Annotated in this window: 14 protein-coding genes and 1 riboswitch; of the genes, 12 read left to right on the top strand and 2 right to left on the bottom strand. The window is 34.2% G+C overall.

Going from position 1 to position 16,623, the window contains the following annotated elements; translation table 11 throughout:
• Positions 1 to 139: 139 nt before the first annotated feature.
• The 4 genes from PBV87_RS20575 (at position 140) to PBV87_RS20560 (ending at position 7,020) form a co-directional block, all read left to right on the top strand.
• Positions 140 to 430, top strand: coding sequence for a hypothetical protein (locus PBV87_RS20575; protein WP_053985516.1), 291 nt, complete (start codon positions 140 to 142; stop codon positions 428 to 430).
• A gap of 157 nt (positions 431 to 587) precedes the next feature.
• Complete coding sequence (locus tag PBV87_RS20570; protein WP_271013553.1) at positions 588 to 3,539, top strand: acyl-CoA dehydratase activase-related protein; 2,952 nt, start codon at positions 588 to 590, stop codon at positions 3,537 to 3,539.
• Positions 3,532 to 4,773: a 2-hydroxyacyl-CoA dehydratase gene (locus tag PBV87_RS20565; RefSeq protein ID WP_271013552.1), complete on the top strand. Its 1,242-nt coding sequence runs from the start codon at positions 3,532 to 3,534 to the stop codon at positions 4,771 to 4,773. Before PBV87_RS20570 ends, PBV87_RS20565 begins: the two co-directional genes overlap by 8 nt.
• Positions 4,774 to 5,262: 489 nt before the next feature.
• Positions 5,263 to 7,020, top strand: a complete 1,758-nt coding sequence (locus PBV87_RS20560; RefSeq protein ID WP_271013551.1) for an ATP-dependent metallopeptidase FtsH/Yme1/Tma family protein — start codon at positions 5,263 to 5,265, stop codon at positions 7,018 to 7,020.
• A 62-nt stretch (positions 7,021 to 7,082) separates the two neighbouring features.
• Here PBV87_RS20560 and PBV87_RS20555 read toward each other — a convergent pair whose 3' ends face one another.
• A complete protein-coding gene (locus tag PBV87_RS20555) occupies positions 7,083 to 7,295 on the bottom strand; it encodes a helix-turn-helix transcriptional regulator (protein WP_053985512.1) in 213 nt (70 codons plus the stop codon).
• Between the two features lie 208 nt (positions 7,296 to 7,503).
• Between PBV87_RS20555 and PBV87_RS20550 the strand changes: the two genes are divergently transcribed.
• Together PBV87_RS20550 and PBV87_RS20545 are read left to right on the top strand one after the other, a co-directional pair.
• A complete protein-coding gene (locus PBV87_RS20550) occupies positions 7,504 to 8,190 on the top strand; it encodes a response regulator transcription factor (RefSeq protein ID WP_053985511.1) in 687 nt (228 codons plus the stop codon).
• The gene (locus PBV87_RS20545; RefSeq protein ID WP_271013550.1) at positions 8,187 to 9,620 is read left to right on the top strand and encodes a sensor histidine kinase; all 1,434 of its coding nucleotides are present in this window, start codon (positions 8,187 to 8,189) and stop codon (positions 9,618 to 9,620) included. The genes PBV87_RS20550 and PBV87_RS20545 overlap by 4 nt, the downstream gene beginning before the upstream one ends.
• A gap of 108 nt (positions 9,621 to 9,728) precedes the next feature.
• On the opposite strand, the gene PBV87_RS20540 is transcribed toward PBV87_RS20545, so the two are convergent.
• Entirely contained in the window at positions 9,729 to 10,247 is a 519-nt protein-coding gene (locus PBV87_RS20540; RefSeq protein WP_053985509.1) for a folate family ECF transporter S component, read from the bottom strand.
• A 39-nt stretch (positions 10,248 to 10,286) separates the two neighbouring features.
• Positions 10,287 to 10,384: riboswitch (THF riboswitch) on the bottom strand.
• 161 nt (positions 10,385 to 10,545) lie between these two features.
• Here PBV87_RS20540 and PBV87_RS20535 point away from each other — a divergent pair.
• The 6 genes from PBV87_RS20535 (at position 10,546) to PBV87_RS20510 (ending at position 16,560) form a co-directional block, all read left to right on the top strand.
• Positions 10,546 to 10,731, top strand: a complete 186-nt coding sequence (locus PBV87_RS20535) for a DUF4250 domain-containing protein (RefSeq protein ID WP_053985508.1) — start codon at positions 10,546 to 10,548, stop codon at positions 10,729 to 10,731.
• Positions 10,732 to 10,749: 18 nt separating this feature from the next.
• Entirely contained in the window at positions 10,750 to 11,985 is a 1,236-nt protein-coding gene (locus PBV87_RS20530; RefSeq protein WP_271013549.1) for an aminopeptidase, read from the top strand.
• A 144-nt stretch (positions 11,986 to 12,129) separates the two neighbouring features.
• Entirely contained in the window at positions 12,130 to 13,254 is a 1,125-nt protein-coding gene (locus PBV87_RS20525; RefSeq protein WP_053985506.1) for an SPFH domain-containing protein, read from the top strand.
• Between the two features lie 18 nt (positions 13,255 to 13,272).
• On the top strand, positions 13,273 to 14,199 hold the full coding sequence (locus tag PBV87_RS20520) for a Tim44 domain-containing protein (RefSeq protein ID WP_271013548.1): 927 nt from the start codon (positions 13,273 to 13,275) through the stop codon (positions 14,197 to 14,199).
• A gap of 1,008 nt (positions 14,200 to 15,207) precedes the next feature.
• Positions 15,208 to 16,161, top strand: coding sequence for a D-2-hydroxyacid dehydrogenase (locus PBV87_RS20515; RefSeq protein WP_271013547.1), 954 nt, complete (start codon positions 15,208 to 15,210; stop codon positions 16,159 to 16,161).
• Between the two features lie 81 nt (positions 16,162 to 16,242).
• Positions 16,243 to 16,560, top strand: a complete 318-nt coding sequence (locus PBV87_RS20510; RefSeq protein WP_271013546.1) for a hypothetical protein — start codon at positions 16,243 to 16,245, stop codon at positions 16,558 to 16,560.
• Positions 16,561 to 16,623: the final 63 nt, after the last annotated feature.

The raw sequence follows: 16,623 nt of genomic DNA, 5'->3' as shown, positions 1-16,623 counted from the left end.
TTTAAATAAGGCTATAAAAAAAATAAAAAATTGATATACCATCTTGAAATTATCTAAAAATCATTCTATAATAATCTAAGGAATACAGTATACTGTATATTGTATACACGATTAGCTTATAAAAGGTAGGTAATAGAAAATGAGATCTGTACAGCAAGTTACAAGTAGAAGCGATTTTGCAACATTTTTGACAGATAGCAGAGACAGCATTGCATACAATGAACAAATCTTTTCAAAAGAGAAAAGAGGTAAATTAATTAAGATTAAAGCAGATGATGAATTAGTTTATGAAGTACATCCAGAGAAAAAAGTACTTGTTGTACTTAAAGCACTTTATATGACATTTCATAGAGATGCTTACTGGGATGTAGCTAAGATGGCAGAATTAGATGAAATTTTAGCAGATAGTCACACACTTATTCGCATATAATAATTTTACATACATATAAAAAGAACTACTTTCTTAGAATGAAAGTAGTTCTTTTTATATACATTGATATATTATATTAAATAATTTAATTAATATAGAAAAAAATATAAGGTTGTAATAAAATAAGAAGAGATATTACAAGATTGGAGAGGACATTATGGCTTTTAAAATGGGGATCGATGCAGGTTCTACAACTTTAAAGGTAGTTGTTATAGATAATCAGGAAAGTGTTATTTATTCAAGTTATGAAAGACATTATTCCAAAATTTTAGAGAAACTGCTCGAAGAAATTGACAAGATAAAACCTCTTATTCAAAATGAAGAAATCCATATTGCTATTACAGGTTCAGCGGGCTATGGCCTAGCAAAAAAGACAGGGATACAGTTTGTACAAGAGGTTTTTGCTACAGCTTATCTTGTTAAGGAAGAAGCACTAAATATAGATGTAGTCATTGAACTTGGAGGAGAAGATGCTAAAATTATTTTTTTAACAGGTGGACTCGAAGAACGTATGAATTCTACTTGTGCAGGAGGAACAGGCGCATTTATTGATCAAATGGCATCTTTAATGAATATTGATACTTTAACATTGGATAAACTCAGCTTGAAGCATGAATCTATTTACCCAATAGCTTCTAGATGTGGTGTATTTGCAAAGTCAGATATTCAACCTCTCTTAAATCAAGGGGCTTCAAAAGAAGATATAAGTGCAAGTATTTTTCAAGCTGTTGTTGATCAGACCATTATAGGTTTAGCACAAGGACGAAAAATACAAGGAAAGGTTATGTTTTTAGGAGGTCCTCTATATTTTTATGAAGGACTTAAAAAATGTTTCCAAGAGACGATAGGACTTAAGGATGAAGATGCTATCTTCCCAGCAAATGGCCAACTTTTTGTTGCAACAGGATGTGCTAAGTTTAGTCAAACAACTAAAATGTGTTATACACTAGAAGCACTAAGCCAAATACTTCTAGAAAGTGAAGCAACTCATGAAGTCGTTAACCGTCTTGAACCACTCTTTAAGACAGAAGATGAGTATGAATGTTTTAGAAAGAGACATGCCACTCATGAACTTAAGAAGATAGATATGAGTACATATATAGGAGAGGCTTACTTAGGAATTGATGCAGGCAGTACAACGACTAAAATCGTATTGATTGGTAAGAATCAAGAGATACTGTTTGAGTATTACGCTTCTAATCAAGGGAATCCTGTAAAAATTGTGAAAGAACAGCTTATAAAGGTATACGAAGCCTGTGGTGACAGAATACATATACAAGCAAGTGGGGTAACAGGATATGGGGAAGAGCTTATTAAAAATGCTTTCAAACTAGATTATGGTATTGTTGAGACAGTTGCTCATTTTACAGCTGCTCACTATTTTGATCCAGAAGTCAGTTTTATTTTAGATATAGGGGGGCAGGATATTAAATGCTTTAAAGTAGCTAGCGGGCGTATACAAAGTATTATGCTTAATGAAGCCTGTTCGTCTGGATGCGGTTCTTTTATTGAAACCTTTGCTTTGCAAATGGGATATGATGTTAAAGCATTTGCTAAAATGGCTCTTTTTGCAAAAAGTCCAGTAGACTTAGGGTCTAGGTGTACAGTCTTTATGAATTCTTCCGTAAAGGAAGCACAAAAAGAAGGGGCTACCATGGAAGATGTTTCAGCAGGACTTGCAATAAGTGTTGTAAAAAATGCTTTATATAAAGTGATACGTACTAATAACGTTGAGGAACTTGGAGAACACATTGTTGTACAGGGGGGAACCTTATTAAATGATGCTATATTAAGGAGTCTTGAAATAGAATTACAAAAAGAAACGGTTAGACCGAATATAGCAGGTTTAATGGGTGCCTTTGGTGTAGCACTCTATGCTAAACAAAATAAGAAAGCAGAATCTCAGCTCATTACTAGGGAACAACTCACCAATTTTAGGCATATGTCTAAAATGACACGATGTAATTTATGTACGAATCATTGTAATTTGATTGTGAATTATTTTAATGATAAAGAAAAATACATATCAGGTAATCGTTGCGAACGTCCTATAGGTAAATTAAAAGAAAAGCTTCCTAATTTATATGCATTTAAATATGATAGATTGCGTCAAATGGATGTAAAAAATGGAACCAGAAACGAAACGATTGGCTTACCTATGATTTTAAACTTATATGAACTTTTACCTTTTTGGAGTAAGTTCTTTGAGTATTTAGGTTTTAATGTAGTACTTTCTGACCCATCTAACAAAAAGTTATACCGTATGGGAGAATACTCGATTCCATCAGATACAGTATGTTATCCTGCAAAGTTGGCACATGGTCATATTGAAAGCTTATTATTACGTCATGTAGATGCAATATTCTATCCTTGTATGAGTTATAACATCAATGAAGGTATATCTGATAACTGCTTTAATTGCCCAATAGTAGCTTACTATCCAGAAGTGTTAAAAGCGAATGTGGAAGGTCTTAAAACAACGTCGTTTATAAGTCCGTACGTAGATCTAAACTATGAGAAAAAACTTACTAAAACACTCTATGAAGCACTTAAAGAACGCTTTGATGGCATAAATAAAAAGGAAGTCAAAAAGGCAGTAGAAGCAGGGTATAGTGCATTAGAAAGCTATAAAGGGGGTATTAGAGAAGAAGGAAAGAGGGCAATAGATTATGCAAGAGCACATGGGAAACGCATTGTTGCTTTGCTGGGAAGACCTTATCATATTGATCCAGAGATTAATCACGGTATAGATAGTTTATTGGGGCATTTAGACGCAGTAGTAATAAGTGAAGATGCACTCTATAGTACATCTTACAAACCGGAGGTAGAAGTACTTAATCAATGGACTTACCAAGCAAGACTTTATAGTGCAACTTATGAAGCAATCAAAGAAAGGGATATAGATATTATACAACTCGTTTCCTTTGGATGTGGAACAGATGCTATTACTTCTGATGAAGTGAGTCAAATTCTTGCAAAAGCAGGTAAACTTTATACCCAGCTAAAAATAGATGAAACAAGCAATTTAGGTGCTGCAAAGATTAGAATACGTAGTATGTTTGCTAAGTCTATTGCAGAGTCTAGCAAGGAGGAGAATGTCAATGCCTAAACTATTCACCGAGGAAATGAAAAAAGATTATACCATTATTGCACCAACCATGTTGCCAATCCATTTTGGTATGATAAAGAAGGTATTAGCTCAGTATGGCTACCATCTAGAGTTTTATGAAGGTGATACAAAAGAAATGATAACAGAAGGATTAAAGAATGTTCATAATGATTTGTGTTATCCTGCCATTATCGTTATAGGGCAATTGATGGCGGCATTAAAAAGTGGCAAATATGATCCTAATAAAACAGCTTTAATGATTACACAAACAGGTGGCGGATGTCGAGCGTCTAACTATATTCACCTTTTGAGAAAAGCGCTTAAAAATAGTGGCTATGATCAAGTACCTGTTATCTCTGTGAACATGAGTGGACTAGAAAAACATCCAGGATTTAAATTAACACCTGGCTTAATTGGAAAATGTGTTCTAGCAATGTGGTATGGTGACCTCATTATGTGGGTGAGCAATCAGTGCAGACCCTATGAGAAGATTAAGGGAACGACACAAGCTGTTATTGATCATTGGGTAGATTATTTGGCTGAAGTATCTAGTACACCTAAGTTCCTTGGTATGACGAAAATGGCTAAGCAAATTTTACAAGAATTTGATGCAATACCTAAGAAAGTAGTCGAGCGTGTAAAAGTGGGTATTGTTGGAGAAATTTATGTGAAATATGCACCGATGGGTAACAATCATTTAGAAGATTTTCTTATTCAAGAAGGTGCAGAAGTGGTGATGGCAGGGTTAAGTGATTTTATGATGTACTGTTTTTCTAATAAAAAGATTGATCATGATCTTTATGGACATAACGGTTGGGGACTAATTGGTAGCCAAGTGGGCTATAAGTATATACATTACATGCAAAAGAAAATGATTAAGTGTATTAAGAACTATAGCAGTTTTCGTGTACCAACTGATTTTGAAAAAGTAAAAGCATTGGTACAAAAGTTTATGGGTGTTGGAGTGAAAATGGGAGAAGGGTGGCTCCTTACAGCAGAAATGCTAGAACTTGTAGAGAGCGGTGTAGAAAACGTAATTTGTGCACAACCTTTTGGGTGTTTACCTAATCATATAGTAGGAAAAGGGATGATGCGGAAAATAAAGGAAGTTTATCCAAATTCTAATATTGTAGCTATTGATTATGATCCATCGAGCGCAAAAGTCAATCAAGAAAATCGTATTAAGCTTATGTTGGCTAATGGATTAGAAAGCATTCACTTAAAAAATGCATAGAGAGAGAGTAAATATAAAGTAAAAACTGATAATAATGACGAAGTTTAAATTTTAGTTTAATAAAATACATAAGAAGATAAGCAGTTTTTATAAGTATAAGGTAGGAGGAACAAGAAGTCTTTTGACACTTTGACGATTAAATAAGACGGAAATAGCAAAATCACCAAAAAAGCTTTAAGAATAAATAAATGTTAGGGCACACTTTTTCATAAGGTGTTGCTATAATAATCTTGTAACTTCCCCCAGATGTTACAGCAAATAAGAATATTATTTGCTACCCCTAGAATAAAATACCTTCTCTCAAAGGAAAAGACCCGTTGTCTTTTCCTTTTTTCATATCTAAAAAAGTCTGATTTATTTGAAAATAAAGAAGGGGGATGAGGTTTACCTTCCTTTTTGAGGTTATATATTTTCCAAAGACATACTAATGTTCTTAGGGGCAGATTACTTTATAATAGTGATAGTAAACCTAACACAAGGAGGGGACACATGAAACAACAAATCAAAGAGAAAAAATGGATTGTACCGAGTATAGTTATAGGTATTTTAATTGTGTTGGTATTAGGGATTTCTTATAATAAGAATCATTTAGCTCAATATATGAATTATAATGTTTTTATGGAAGCAGTAAATAATAAACAAGTTAAAGAGGTCACAATAGGCCAAGGGGATACAGTAACATTTACACTTTTAGGCGATCAGACACTTTATGAGACTGCCAATCCTAGAAAAGATAATTTTAAAGAACAACTTTTAACGAATAATATCAAAGTGACTGAAGGTGGACCAGATACTACCTTATATTTATTACAAACACTAGTAGGTGGAAGTGTATTTTTAGGTGTATTCTTTATTGTATTTAGAAATATAAAAGGAACGAATAGTACAGGTGCAATGGCATTAGGTGTAAAACCTATTGAGGCAGAACAGCTAAAAGTAGGATTTAGCCAAATTGCTGGGAATGTAGAAGCCAAAGAACAAGTTGCAGATATTGTGAACTTTATTAAAGATCCTGAGCAGTTTGTGAAGTTAGGGGCAAGAATGCCAAAAGGGATTATTTTCTATGGACCTCCAGGAACAGGGAAAACACTTATGGCAAAGGCTATAGCTAAAGAAGCTGGTGTACCCTTTTTCTCAATGAGTGGGTCAGACTTTGTCCAAATGTATGTAGGTGTAGGGGCAAGTCGTATTAGAGAGTTATTTAAAGCAGCAAGAACACATGAAAAGGCTGTTATTTTTATAGATGAGATTGATGCTATAGGCAAGAAACGTAGTAATAATACAAATGGAAGCAATGAAGAAAAAGATCAAACACTTAATGCGTTACTTACAGAAATGTCAGGATTTAAAGACAGTGAAAGCATTGTCGTTATTGCAGCAACAAATAGATTGGAATTATTAGATGATGCCTTACTTCGTCCAGGACGTTTTGATAGACATGTAGAAATAGGCTATCCAGATCAAAATGCGAGAGAAATGATGATACGCTTACACCTTCAATCTAAACCATTATCTGATGATGTAGATATGAAAGAACTTGCCAGACAAACCGTTCGCTTTACAGGGGCAATGCTTGAAAACTTAATGAATGAAGCCGCTATTATTGCGGCTAAAGAGGGCGGGAATCAAATTACAAAAGCGCATTTAAGCCAAGCCTTTACAACAGTTATTGCAGGAGCAAAGAAAAAAGATACAAGCTATATTAGTGATGAAGAACGTAAAATTACAGCTTATCATGAAGCTGGTCACGCACTCATTACACGTTTAGTAGCACCAGAACAACGTATTATGAAAGTTACGATTGCACCTACAACAAAAGGGGCAGGTGGCTTTAACCTAAGTATTCCAAAAGATAAAATGTATATGTCTAAACAAGATTTTATTAGCCAAATCCAAATTCTCTTAGCAGGTAGAGCTGCGGAAGAAATATTATTAGGGAAAGAAAATATTACGACAGGTGCAAGTAATGATATTGAGAAAGCAACTGCTTACCTAAGAGACTATATGACACGTTATGGAATGGATGAGCAGTATGGACTTATTAACTTAAATGTACTGTTTGGAGAAGTGGGTGGTGCAAATCCTGAATTACTCAAAGCATGCAAAGAAAAAATGAATGTGTTCTATTTAGAAACTTTAAGATTAGTTGAAGAGCAATGGGCAAGTCTTGAATGTTTAGCTCATTCTTTACTTGAAAGAGAAACATTAGAAAATAGTGATGTTGAAGAAATTTTAAGAAGTGCATAGATTACAACTTAAATAAAACGGATATAATAAAAAAGGTTGCTAGTCTATACTAGCAACCTTTTTTAACATTTTGATTTATGTAAGGCAGAGATATCATCTCTCCAATATAAGCGTACCCTATTAATTGTTTTTACGGGAGTGATTTTGCCCTTGCTAACTAATTCATCAAGATATTGTCTGGAGCAATTTAGCAACGTTGTTGCTTCGGCGGTGGTAATGATTTCGGACTGAATAAAAGTAATTAAATGTTCTTTGCTATTAAAATTAAATTCCATATTTGCACCCCTCTCTCTGTAGAAAGACAAATCCACGAAGAAATAAACTCTTTAAGACTATTTTAAATGATATTATTCAATTTGGCAATTGTTTATAAAAGATATAAAAATAATGTAATATAATTGTAATTAAGCTTTTCAATCTTTCTTCACATAGATTGGTTATAATTCAAGAAAAATAAGGAAACAGACGTGGAGGTTACAAGCTATGAATATTTTAATTATCGAGGATGAAGTACGCGTAGCAGATATTATGACAAAATATCTAGAAAAAGAGAATTATAGGGTGTTTTGTGCCTATACAGGAAAAGATGGCTTAGATCTATTTTATAAAGAAAAGATAGATGTTGTATTATTAGATTTAATGCTTCCAGATATTCAAGGAGAAGATATCTGTAAAGAAATGCGTGGTGTATCTAATGCTTACATCTTTATGATTACAGCTAAAGGTACTTTAGATAACAAAGTTGAAGGATTCCAAATAGGAGCAGATGAATACTTAGTGAAGCCGGTAAGCCCAAGAGAATTAGTTGCACGTGTGAAAGCATTAGAAGTACGTAAAGAAAGAGAAGAAAATAAAGATACCTTAGTATTTGATAAAGGGCATCTTAAAATTTATCTACAAGAACGTATGGTAAAAGTAAATAATGAAATTGTAGGTCTTACACCAAATGAGTTTGACTTACTTTATGAACTTGCATCATCTCCTAGCCGTGTCTTTACACGTGAACAATTAATTGAGGCAGTTATGGGAATAGATTTTGATGGTTTTGACCGTACGATTGATGTGCATATTAAAAACTTACGTAAGAAAATAGAAGAAGATACTAAAAATCCAAAATATATCAAGACTGTAACAGGAATTGGTTATAAGTTTGAAGGGATGCTTGTATGATTTCTATGCGTAAACAGCTCTTTGCACTGTTACTAAGTGTAGGGACTTTTACAATTTTACTAACAGCTTGTTTTGTTAATATTACTATTGATAAAGAATTTAAAGCCTATATTAAGGATAATATTGAAAGAACTACTACTATTATTGTACAACAATTAGAGGATACCTATGAGCAAGAAGGTAGTTGGAGTAATACGTTTCAAGAGGAATTCCTTATTACAACCCATAGTGGGAAATTTTCATTAGCACTTTTAGATACAAATAAAAATCTTATATGGGGAAAGACCAAAGAACAACTTGAAGAAGAAGTAGAAGGGATGGAATATCCTTTTTATTTATCTAAGTTACTTCCAAACAAAGAAAAGGTTTATACAGTTCAAGATATTCCTATTGAAGCGGATGGGCATGGGCTAGTAGGATATGCTAGGATCGGATATTTTCCATCAAGTATTTTATCTACATCAGATTTAGTTTTTCAAAGATGTATTAGTAGAAGTATTATTTGGAGCGGCTTAATTGCACTATTTTGTTTTGCATCCATTGGGGCATATATTACCCGCTTATTTACCAAACCTATTTATGCTATTGCAAGAACCTCAGTAGACTTAGCGGAAGGTAAATATCAAACCAGATATACCAAAAAAAGTGAGATTAAAGAACTTGAGAATTTGCGTCATAGTATGAACTATTTAGCACAAAAGTTAGATGAGCAAGATACATTAAGAAAAAAACTTGTCTCAGATTTATCTCATGAGATTCGTACACCCCTTCATATTTTGCAAAGTAATTTAGAAGCTATGATTGATGGTATTTATCCTATAGATGAGGATCAAATGCAAGTACTTTATCAAGAGGTCGTACGTTTTGGAAGTATGCTTAATAATTTAGATAAACTTAAAAATGTAGAAGACTGTACAACAGAACTCCATAAGCAAGAACTTTATATTAATAGTTGTATTAAAGAAGTTTATAATGTATTTAAAATTGTAGCGAAAGAAAAACAAATTCATTTTAGTATTAACTTAAAAGATACAGATGGTGTAACTGTCTTGGCAGATTACAATGCTATTAAACAAATATTAATGAATCTCTTTTCAAATGCTTTTAAATTTACAGAGTCTGGAAGTATTGCAGTAGCTACTAGAATAGAAGATAAGATGGTCTGTATGACCATAGAAGATACAGGGATCGGCGTTGCAAAAGAAGATATTCCTTATATATTTGAACGGATGTATCGAGGTGATAAAAGTCGTGAAAAATATGAAGGTAGTGGTATAGGTCTTACAATGGTGAAGAAGCTTGTAACAGAACATGGTGGCAAGATTGAAGTAGAAAGTGAAGAAAATAAAGGGGCTAAGTTTACAATTAAATTACCGCTTATGCATTATACAAAATCTAAAACACTTAAATCTATTTCACTTAAATTTTAATGGATTAAAACTATAAAAAAGGGGGCTGTTTGTTTGAACAGTCCCCTTTCATTCACTATAAACAATTGACTAAGCATATGTTTATGATATCAAGATAATATATATGTGTTAATGTTCAGCGTATTTAACGAACACTGGCGAAATGTACTTATAAGTAAGGAAAATCATAAAACTTTCTATAGGTAACATAGCAAGTGATTTGATGATTTTTGTGCTAATAAGTACAAAAAATGCTTTATCATAAAGCATTGTAAGCCATAAGGAGTTCATTAGAAGCTGAACAATCATAATAACAAGCAGATTGCTTATAACAATTCTTTTGATAGACAGCTTATGACCATAAAGTATCTTCCCATAGATAAATCCTGTTACCATAGCACTAAGGGTAAATCCAGGGAAAAATGCACCGCCTGTTGGGAAAAGGATCACACCGATAAAGTCGGCAATACCTGCTCCTACGGCAGCAGAAATTGGTCCAAATAAAATTCCCATCATAACAATTGGAATAAAACCAAAGGTTACACGAAGTGATGGACCAAGATAGATTGCACCAAATCGAACTAAGACGATATTGAGTGCAATAAGTAGTGCAAGAAGCACCATTTTAGTCGTTTTATTATTATTCATTTTTAAAGCACCTCCAATAAATTTAGAAAGCGCTGACTTGGCAGCGGAATGCGACGTAAGTACCGCAAGCATAGGCTTTTCGTCTAGTGGCAACTTCCCGTCCAACTAGCACTTAACGCACTTACATCTACTCTGCCAACTGTCTATAGTGATAAATAGTATTATATCAGATAATTACGAAGATACAATACAAGACATGCTATAAAGGACATGTTTGGTTGACACTCTAAAAAGGAGGGGATATAATGACTTTAATTATTAGAAAATGTCCTAAATTGACAGAAGAAAGGAAATAATGATGGAAAGTTTAAACAGAAAAGACCCTTATATGATGCTTAGTATTGTGAATATGAAATTACGTGATGAATGTGGTTCGTTAGAGGACCTTTGTCAAACCTATGATATGGATATGGAAGAACTTTTAGGTAGAATGGATGCGATTGGGTATACTTATAAGGCATCTATTAATCAATTCATTTCTTAAGAAGAAAGGAAGTTTTATATGAGAACAAAAGAAAATAATATTGAACAATACGCAAGACTAATCGTTGAGGTAGGTGTAAATATCCAAAAAGACCAATACTTAATGATTACCGCTCCAATCCAAACAGCTTATTTTGCAAGAGCACTTACAAAATGTGCTTATGAAGTAGGAGCAAAAAAAGTATATGTAGATTATGTAGATGAAGAACTGAATAAAGTTCAGTATATGCATGCACCAGATGAAGCTTTCTTAGAGTATCCAGAATGGGTAGCAGAAGGAAAGAAGAAGTTAGCTGAGAAGAATTGTGCATTTATTAGTATTTCTGCTTCTAATCCAGATTTGCTTAAAGATGTAGATCCAAAGCGTATTGCAACCATGCAAAAAACAGCGGGGATGGCACTTGAAGCTTTTAGAAGATATACACAAAATGGTGATGTAGCATGGTGTGTTGCATCTATTCCAACGGTAGAATGGGCACATAAAGTATTCCCAGAGGCAACAGATGATAAGGATGCAGTAGATAAATTATGGGACAAAATTTTTATTGCTACACGTATTTATGAGGAAGATCCAGTAGCAAGCTGGAAAGCACATACAGAAAATCTTAAAGAAAAAACAGATTTCTTAACAGCTAAGAAATTTACTAAGCTTCACTATATTGCACCTGGTACAGATCTTTATGTAGAATTACCAAAAGGTCATATATGGCAAGGTGGTGGAAGTTATAATAAAGCAGGTACTTACTATGTTGCCAATATGCCAACAGAAGAAATCTTTACAATGCCTTCTAAATATGGTGTAGATGGTAAACTATCTTCTACAAAACCTTTAAGTTATGGTGGAAATTTAATTGATCGTTTTGTACTTCATTTTGAAAAAGGACGTATTGTTGATTTCAGTGCTGAAGAAGGTTATGAAACACTTAAAGGGCTCGTGGAAACAGATGAAGGTTCTCATTATTTAGGAGAAGTAGCGATTGTACCAGATAATTCACCAGTTTCTAATACAAATACTATTTTCTTCAATACCTTATTTGATGAAAATGCATCTTGTCACTTTGCTATTGGAAGTGCTTATCCAGATACCATTGAAGGAGGCACTAAGATGACAAAAGAGGAATTAGAAGCAGCAGGTGCCAACACATCATTAACACATGTAGACTTTATGGTAGGGGGTAAAAACCTAACGATAGAAGGTGTAACAGAAGATGGTGAAGCATTAACTATTCTTAAAGATGGTAATTGGGCAATTTAATAAAAGGTGTATGTAAATAAAATATGGAGTTCAGGTAGAGTTTTACTCTATCTGAACTTTATTTATTAGATAAAAAATAGAACATAGAAAAATTAATCTGCTTATGGTAGGATAGAATTATTATGAAGCGAGGGAGTGAAAAAGATGGGCTTTTTTAAAAAACAACTTTTGGACATTATTCAGTGGCTTGACAATAGCCATGATACATTAGTTTATATGTACCCAATGGAAGACCAAGAAATTCAATATGGTGCACAGCTTATCGTTAGACCAGGGCAAATGGCTGTATTTGTAGATAAAGGACAAATAGCAGATATATTTGGGCCAGGAACATACAAGTTAGAAACAGATAACTTACCGTTTTTAGGAGACTTAAAAGGATGGGCTTACGGCTTCAAATCTCCATTTAAGTCAGATATATTCTTTGTAAGTACAAAAGAAATGATGAATAATAAGTGGGGAACACCAGGACCAATTTGGATTCCAGATCCTCAGTTTGGTCAAGTACAAGTACGTGCATTTGGTACTTATACTTTTAGTATTTGTGATCCTAAGCAATTTATTGAAATGGTTTCAAGTACAAATAACAAGTATACAAAAGAGTCTATTAATGCCCAGTTAAAAGATTATATTATTAATCATTTTAGCGATGCAATTGGCAGTCTAAATGTTACAGTAGCACAGATTGCTTCTCAATATAATGAAATTAGCAAACAAATGATTCAAGATGTAGGTGAAGCGTTTAAAATGTTTGGTCTACAACTTAATACATTTACAGTTAATAATATTTCACTCCCAGAAGAACTTCAAAAGTCACTTCAAGAACTTACAGATATGAATATTCGTGGAAGTGTAGATACAGATCGTCTTGCACGCATTCAATCTATTAGACAAATGGATATTATGGAGAAGTCTACAGAGAATAAAGGCCTTAATGGTATGATGCAAAGTGGTATGGGGCTGACTATGGGTATGCAAATGGGGCAAGCTTTTAACCAAAACATGCAAAATATGAATACCCTTAATCAACAAGCATCAAGTGGGGCAACAGCACCTACTAGCCAACAACAGCCAACACAACCACAAAATATAGATGGGGGTAGACGTTGTACTAACTGCGGTCAGATACTTGGTGAGCAGGCTAAGTTTTGTACAGAATGTGGCACAAAAGTAGAAGTAGCTACTCCAAAGAAAAGATTCTGCCCTGAATGTGGGACATTAGCTGAGGATGGCGCTAAATTCTGTAATGAGTGTGGTACAAAATTATAATTTATTGGGGGACTTAGCATGAAGGAATGGATCCTCAGGCATGAACAAACGTTGAGGAATGTCATGAAAATAGGTATGCTTATAGGATGTGTATTATTAGTTACGCAACCTATTTTGGCAGATGTAGGAAATAATGTAGATTATAGTTCAGGTGGCGGCGGAAGTAGCAGTGGTGGAAGTAGTTCTTATAGTTATAGTGTAGATCCTTATACGATGATGCTATTATTTAGATGGATCGCACGTGAACCATGGTTACTCATTCCTATAGTCATTGTAATATTCTTTGTTGTACGTTCTAATCGTGGTACAAGAGGTGGAGAGTATCAACAAGCACCACGTCCAGATTATAGAAGTTATGATGCCATGCCACAAGCACAAAAAGGTAGTCTTAACCATTTATTTGAGATAGATCCGAACTTCTCAGAACAGATGCTAGTGAGCAAAGTGAACAATATGTTTATGCGTTTACAGTTAGCATGGATGAATAAAAAATGGGAAGAAGCAAGACCATTTGAAACAGACGCACTTTTTGCTACTCATAAAATGCAACTTGATCAATATATAGCTAATAAACGTACCAATCGTATCGAGGATATTGCGATTTTAAATACCGATATTTTAAAGTACTATACAAGAGGAGACTTTGAATATCTAGATGTAGCTATTAAAGCACGTTTTGTAGATTATGTCGTAGAAGATGATAAAGGTCAACTTGTAAAAGGAGATCGTTTCCACCCTGTTCATATGCAGTACATATGGAAGCTTGTAAGAAAACAAGGTGTACCTACAAATGATGCCCATGTAGAAGCAACAGCTTGCCCAAATTGTGGTGCTAATTTATCCATTAATCAAGCAGGACGTTGTGAATACTGTGATAGTATTGTTACTAAAGGAGACTTTGACTGGGTATTATCAGAAATAGAAGTGATTTCTCAACATAAATAGATTTTGAAGATGCTAAGCATCAAATAAATAGAACGTAAGGGGCTGTTGTAGGTAACAGCCCCTTTAATTATTGATTGGGTTAAATACATTAAAGATATTTGATGGGAAATATGATATGCTTAAGGCAACAAATAAATATTTTATGGAGTGAAAACTTTTAGTATGTGAAGTCGTCCGGTTGGCACTACGTGCGTGCTCTCCCTTTCGCTTTTGCTCAAATGGACTAAGAATGTGTAAACTCCTATTCAGTCAGAACGTGCGAAAACTCGTTAGCGCTCAAACACTCGCACAAAACCCTTCCTTCATATTCGTTAACACATTCTAAGTCCATCCTCGAAAAAAGCTCCAGTGAGGTCACCCACGCATCACCGCCCTTTTCTACTCAGTTAGGTAAGTTTTCACTTCCAGTAGTATACCGTGGTGAAGAGATAGAAGTAAATGTTTCTTCTTTGGAAGACAAAACCTTCAAGCGTGTGATAAGACTCCTTCGTAGTTTGTTCCTGATCTCAGCCTATCTTAAAAGGTGAGCATTAGCAAAGCTACAACGAAGCCTTGCAGGTCTTAATATCTTTTGCTACTGAATTAAGTAAGATACGCTTTGTAGAATTGATAGTGCTTTTGATCTGAATTCGAAAATGATTAGGCACTTTCACCGAAAGATGTTTAGAAAATGGATCATGTAGTTTAACTGTCTCTCTACCGGAAGGGCTATGATGTGATGGGCTGTAAGGTGAGCTATTGTATGGAAACTTTCACCGCAGACTTTTTAGAGAGGCTTAGTGAATGGAATCAAACTGGTTTTTGGGAAATGTTTGAAGAAAAGTGAACTTCTTTTCTGAGTTTTGACCGTTAGTTTGATGGAATGAACTTAGCCTGTTTTAAAAGGCGAGGGCTAGAAGTTGGAATACAATAAGCTTACCTACATGCCCTTACACCTAACCAAATATTTATTCTTTAGACCATCCAACAGTATTTAATAATGATATGAAAATAAAGGGAGGATACAAAATGAAAATTGCTATTTTAGATGCTAAGACGTTAGGGGCTGATATTGATTTAAGTCCAATTGAAGCGTTAGGAGAAGTGGCTATTTATGACCTTACAGCACCAGAAGAGGTCTATGATCGTATAGAAGATGTAGATGTAGTTATTGTAAATAAAGTGGTTTTAAATCAATCTAATTTAGAAGGTGCAAAGAACCTTAAACTTATTGCATTATTTGCTACAGGGTTTAATAATATTGATTTAGAATATGCCAAGAAAAGAGAAATTGGAGTAGCTAATGTTGCAGGTTATTCAAGTAAGAGTGTAGCTCAACATACTTTCGCCATGTTATTCCACTTATTGGAACAATTAAGTTTTTATGATTCCTATGTAAAGTCGAAAGCGTATACGCAGAGTGATACATTTGCGTATATCGCTAAGCCATTTTATGAGCTTACAGATAAAACATGGGGAATTATTGGCATGGGGGCTATTGGAAAAGAGGTGGCTCGCCTTGCAGAAGCATTTGGTACAAAAGTAATCTATTATTCAACATCAGGACATAATCAAAATACAGGTTATGAATGTGTAGATTTAGAGACTTTACTGACTAGCAGTGATGTTATTTCTATTCATGCACCTTTAAATAATAAGACAGAAAATCTAATAGGGTATGAAGCGTTATGTAAGATGAAAGCATCATCTATTTTGATTAATGTAGGGCGCGGTAAGATTATTGATGAAGTAGATTTAGCAAAAGCCTTAAAAGAGGATAGGATTCGTGGTGTGGCCCTTGATGTATTAGCTGAGGAACCTATTCATGCAACACATCCATTATATGAGATTGATGAATCTAAATGGTTTGTAACACCTCATATTGCATGGGCAAGTGTAGAGGCTAGGCAAACATTAGTGCGTGAAGTAGTAGGCAATATAGAAGGGTTTACAAGAGGAGAGATGCGTAATCGCCTTGTTTAAATTATGGGCTTGTCAATAGGTATGTTTAGAATGAAATTATCATATCTTGATAATAAGTAAGCTTCTTCGAGGGGGGCTGTTATGAGTCCTATAGTTCTTATTGTTTTGCTGGCAATTTGCATTATTATTATTTTTATTCTTTCAGAACAGCAATCACATACGTTCCCACCTATACTACCTGATGATGAGGACGAATTTATGTATGAAGAGGATTATGAAGAACAAGATGACGAAGATGAACTAGAAGATAATGTTGAAGACAATGAAGATAACGAAGAACTAGAAGAGGATATATTTATTCAAGATCCAGAGTACGTGGAACTCAATATTCCATTAGCAGACTTCATAGAAGAAGATGAGGTAGATAAAGAAATTCAAGAAGTTGAAGAAAAGAAATAGAAGAAGAGGCTGTTGCAAGAACGGCCTCTTTTTGTGTACAATAGGCACTATGAAGGAGTGATT

The sequence above is a fragment of the Holtiella tumoricola genome, from assembly GCF_027857615.1.
GTDB classification, from domain to species: Bacteria; Bacillota; Clostridia; order Lachnospirales; family Cellulosilyticaceae; genus Holtiella; species Holtiella tumoricola.
The sequence above is the reverse complement of the archived record's forward strand: the minus strand, read 5'-3'. Positions and strand labels throughout refer to the sequence as shown.

Coding starts and splice junctions, on each gene's coding strand:
- PBV87_RS20575 (WP_053985516.1), top strand. CDS start 140: ATGAGATCTGTACAGCAAGTTACAAGTAGAAGCGATTTTGCAACATTT.
- PBV87_RS20570 (WP_271013553.1), top strand. CDS start 588: ATGGCTTTTAAAATGGGGATCGATGCAGGTTCTACAACTTTAAAGGTA.
- PBV87_RS20565 (WP_271013552.1), top strand. CDS start 3,532: ATGCCTAAACTATTCACCGAGGAAATGAAAAAAGATTATACCATTATT.
- PBV87_RS20560 (WP_271013551.1), top strand. CDS start 5,263: ATGAAACAACAAATCAAAGAGAAAAAATGGATTGTACCGAGTATAGTT.
- PBV87_RS20555 (WP_053985512.1), bottom strand. CDS start 7,295: ATGGAATTTAATTTTAATAGCAAAGAACATTTAATTACTTTTATTCAG.
- PBV87_RS20550 (WP_053985511.1), top strand. CDS start 7,504: ATGAATATTTTAATTATCGAGGATGAAGTACGCGTAGCAGATATTATG.
- PBV87_RS20545 (WP_271013550.1), top strand. CDS start 8,187: ATGATTTCTATGCGTAAACAGCTCTTTGCACTGTTACTAAGTGTAGGG.
- PBV87_RS20540 (WP_053985509.1), bottom strand. CDS start 10,247: ATGAATAATAATAAAACGACTAAAATGGTGCTTCTTGCACTACTTATT.
- PBV87_RS20535 (WP_053985508.1), top strand. CDS start 10,546: ATGGAAAGTTTAAACAGAAAAGACCCTTATATGATGCTTAGTATTGTG.
- PBV87_RS20530 (WP_271013549.1), top strand. CDS start 10,750: ATGAGAACAAAAGAAAATAATATTGAACAATACGCAAGACTAATCGTT.
- PBV87_RS20525 (WP_053985506.1), top strand. CDS start 12,130: ATGGGCTTTTTTAAAAAACAACTTTTGGACATTATTCAGTGGCTTGAC.
- PBV87_RS20520 (WP_271013548.1), top strand. CDS start 13,273: ATGAAGGAATGGATCCTCAGGCATGAACAAACGTTGAGGAATGTCATG.
- PBV87_RS20515 (WP_271013547.1), top strand. CDS start 15,208: ATGAAAATTGCTATTTTAGATGCTAAGACGTTAGGGGCTGATATTGAT.
- PBV87_RS20510 (WP_271013546.1), top strand. CDS start 16,243: ATGAGTCCTATAGTTCTTATTGTTTTGCTGGCAATTTGCATTATTATT.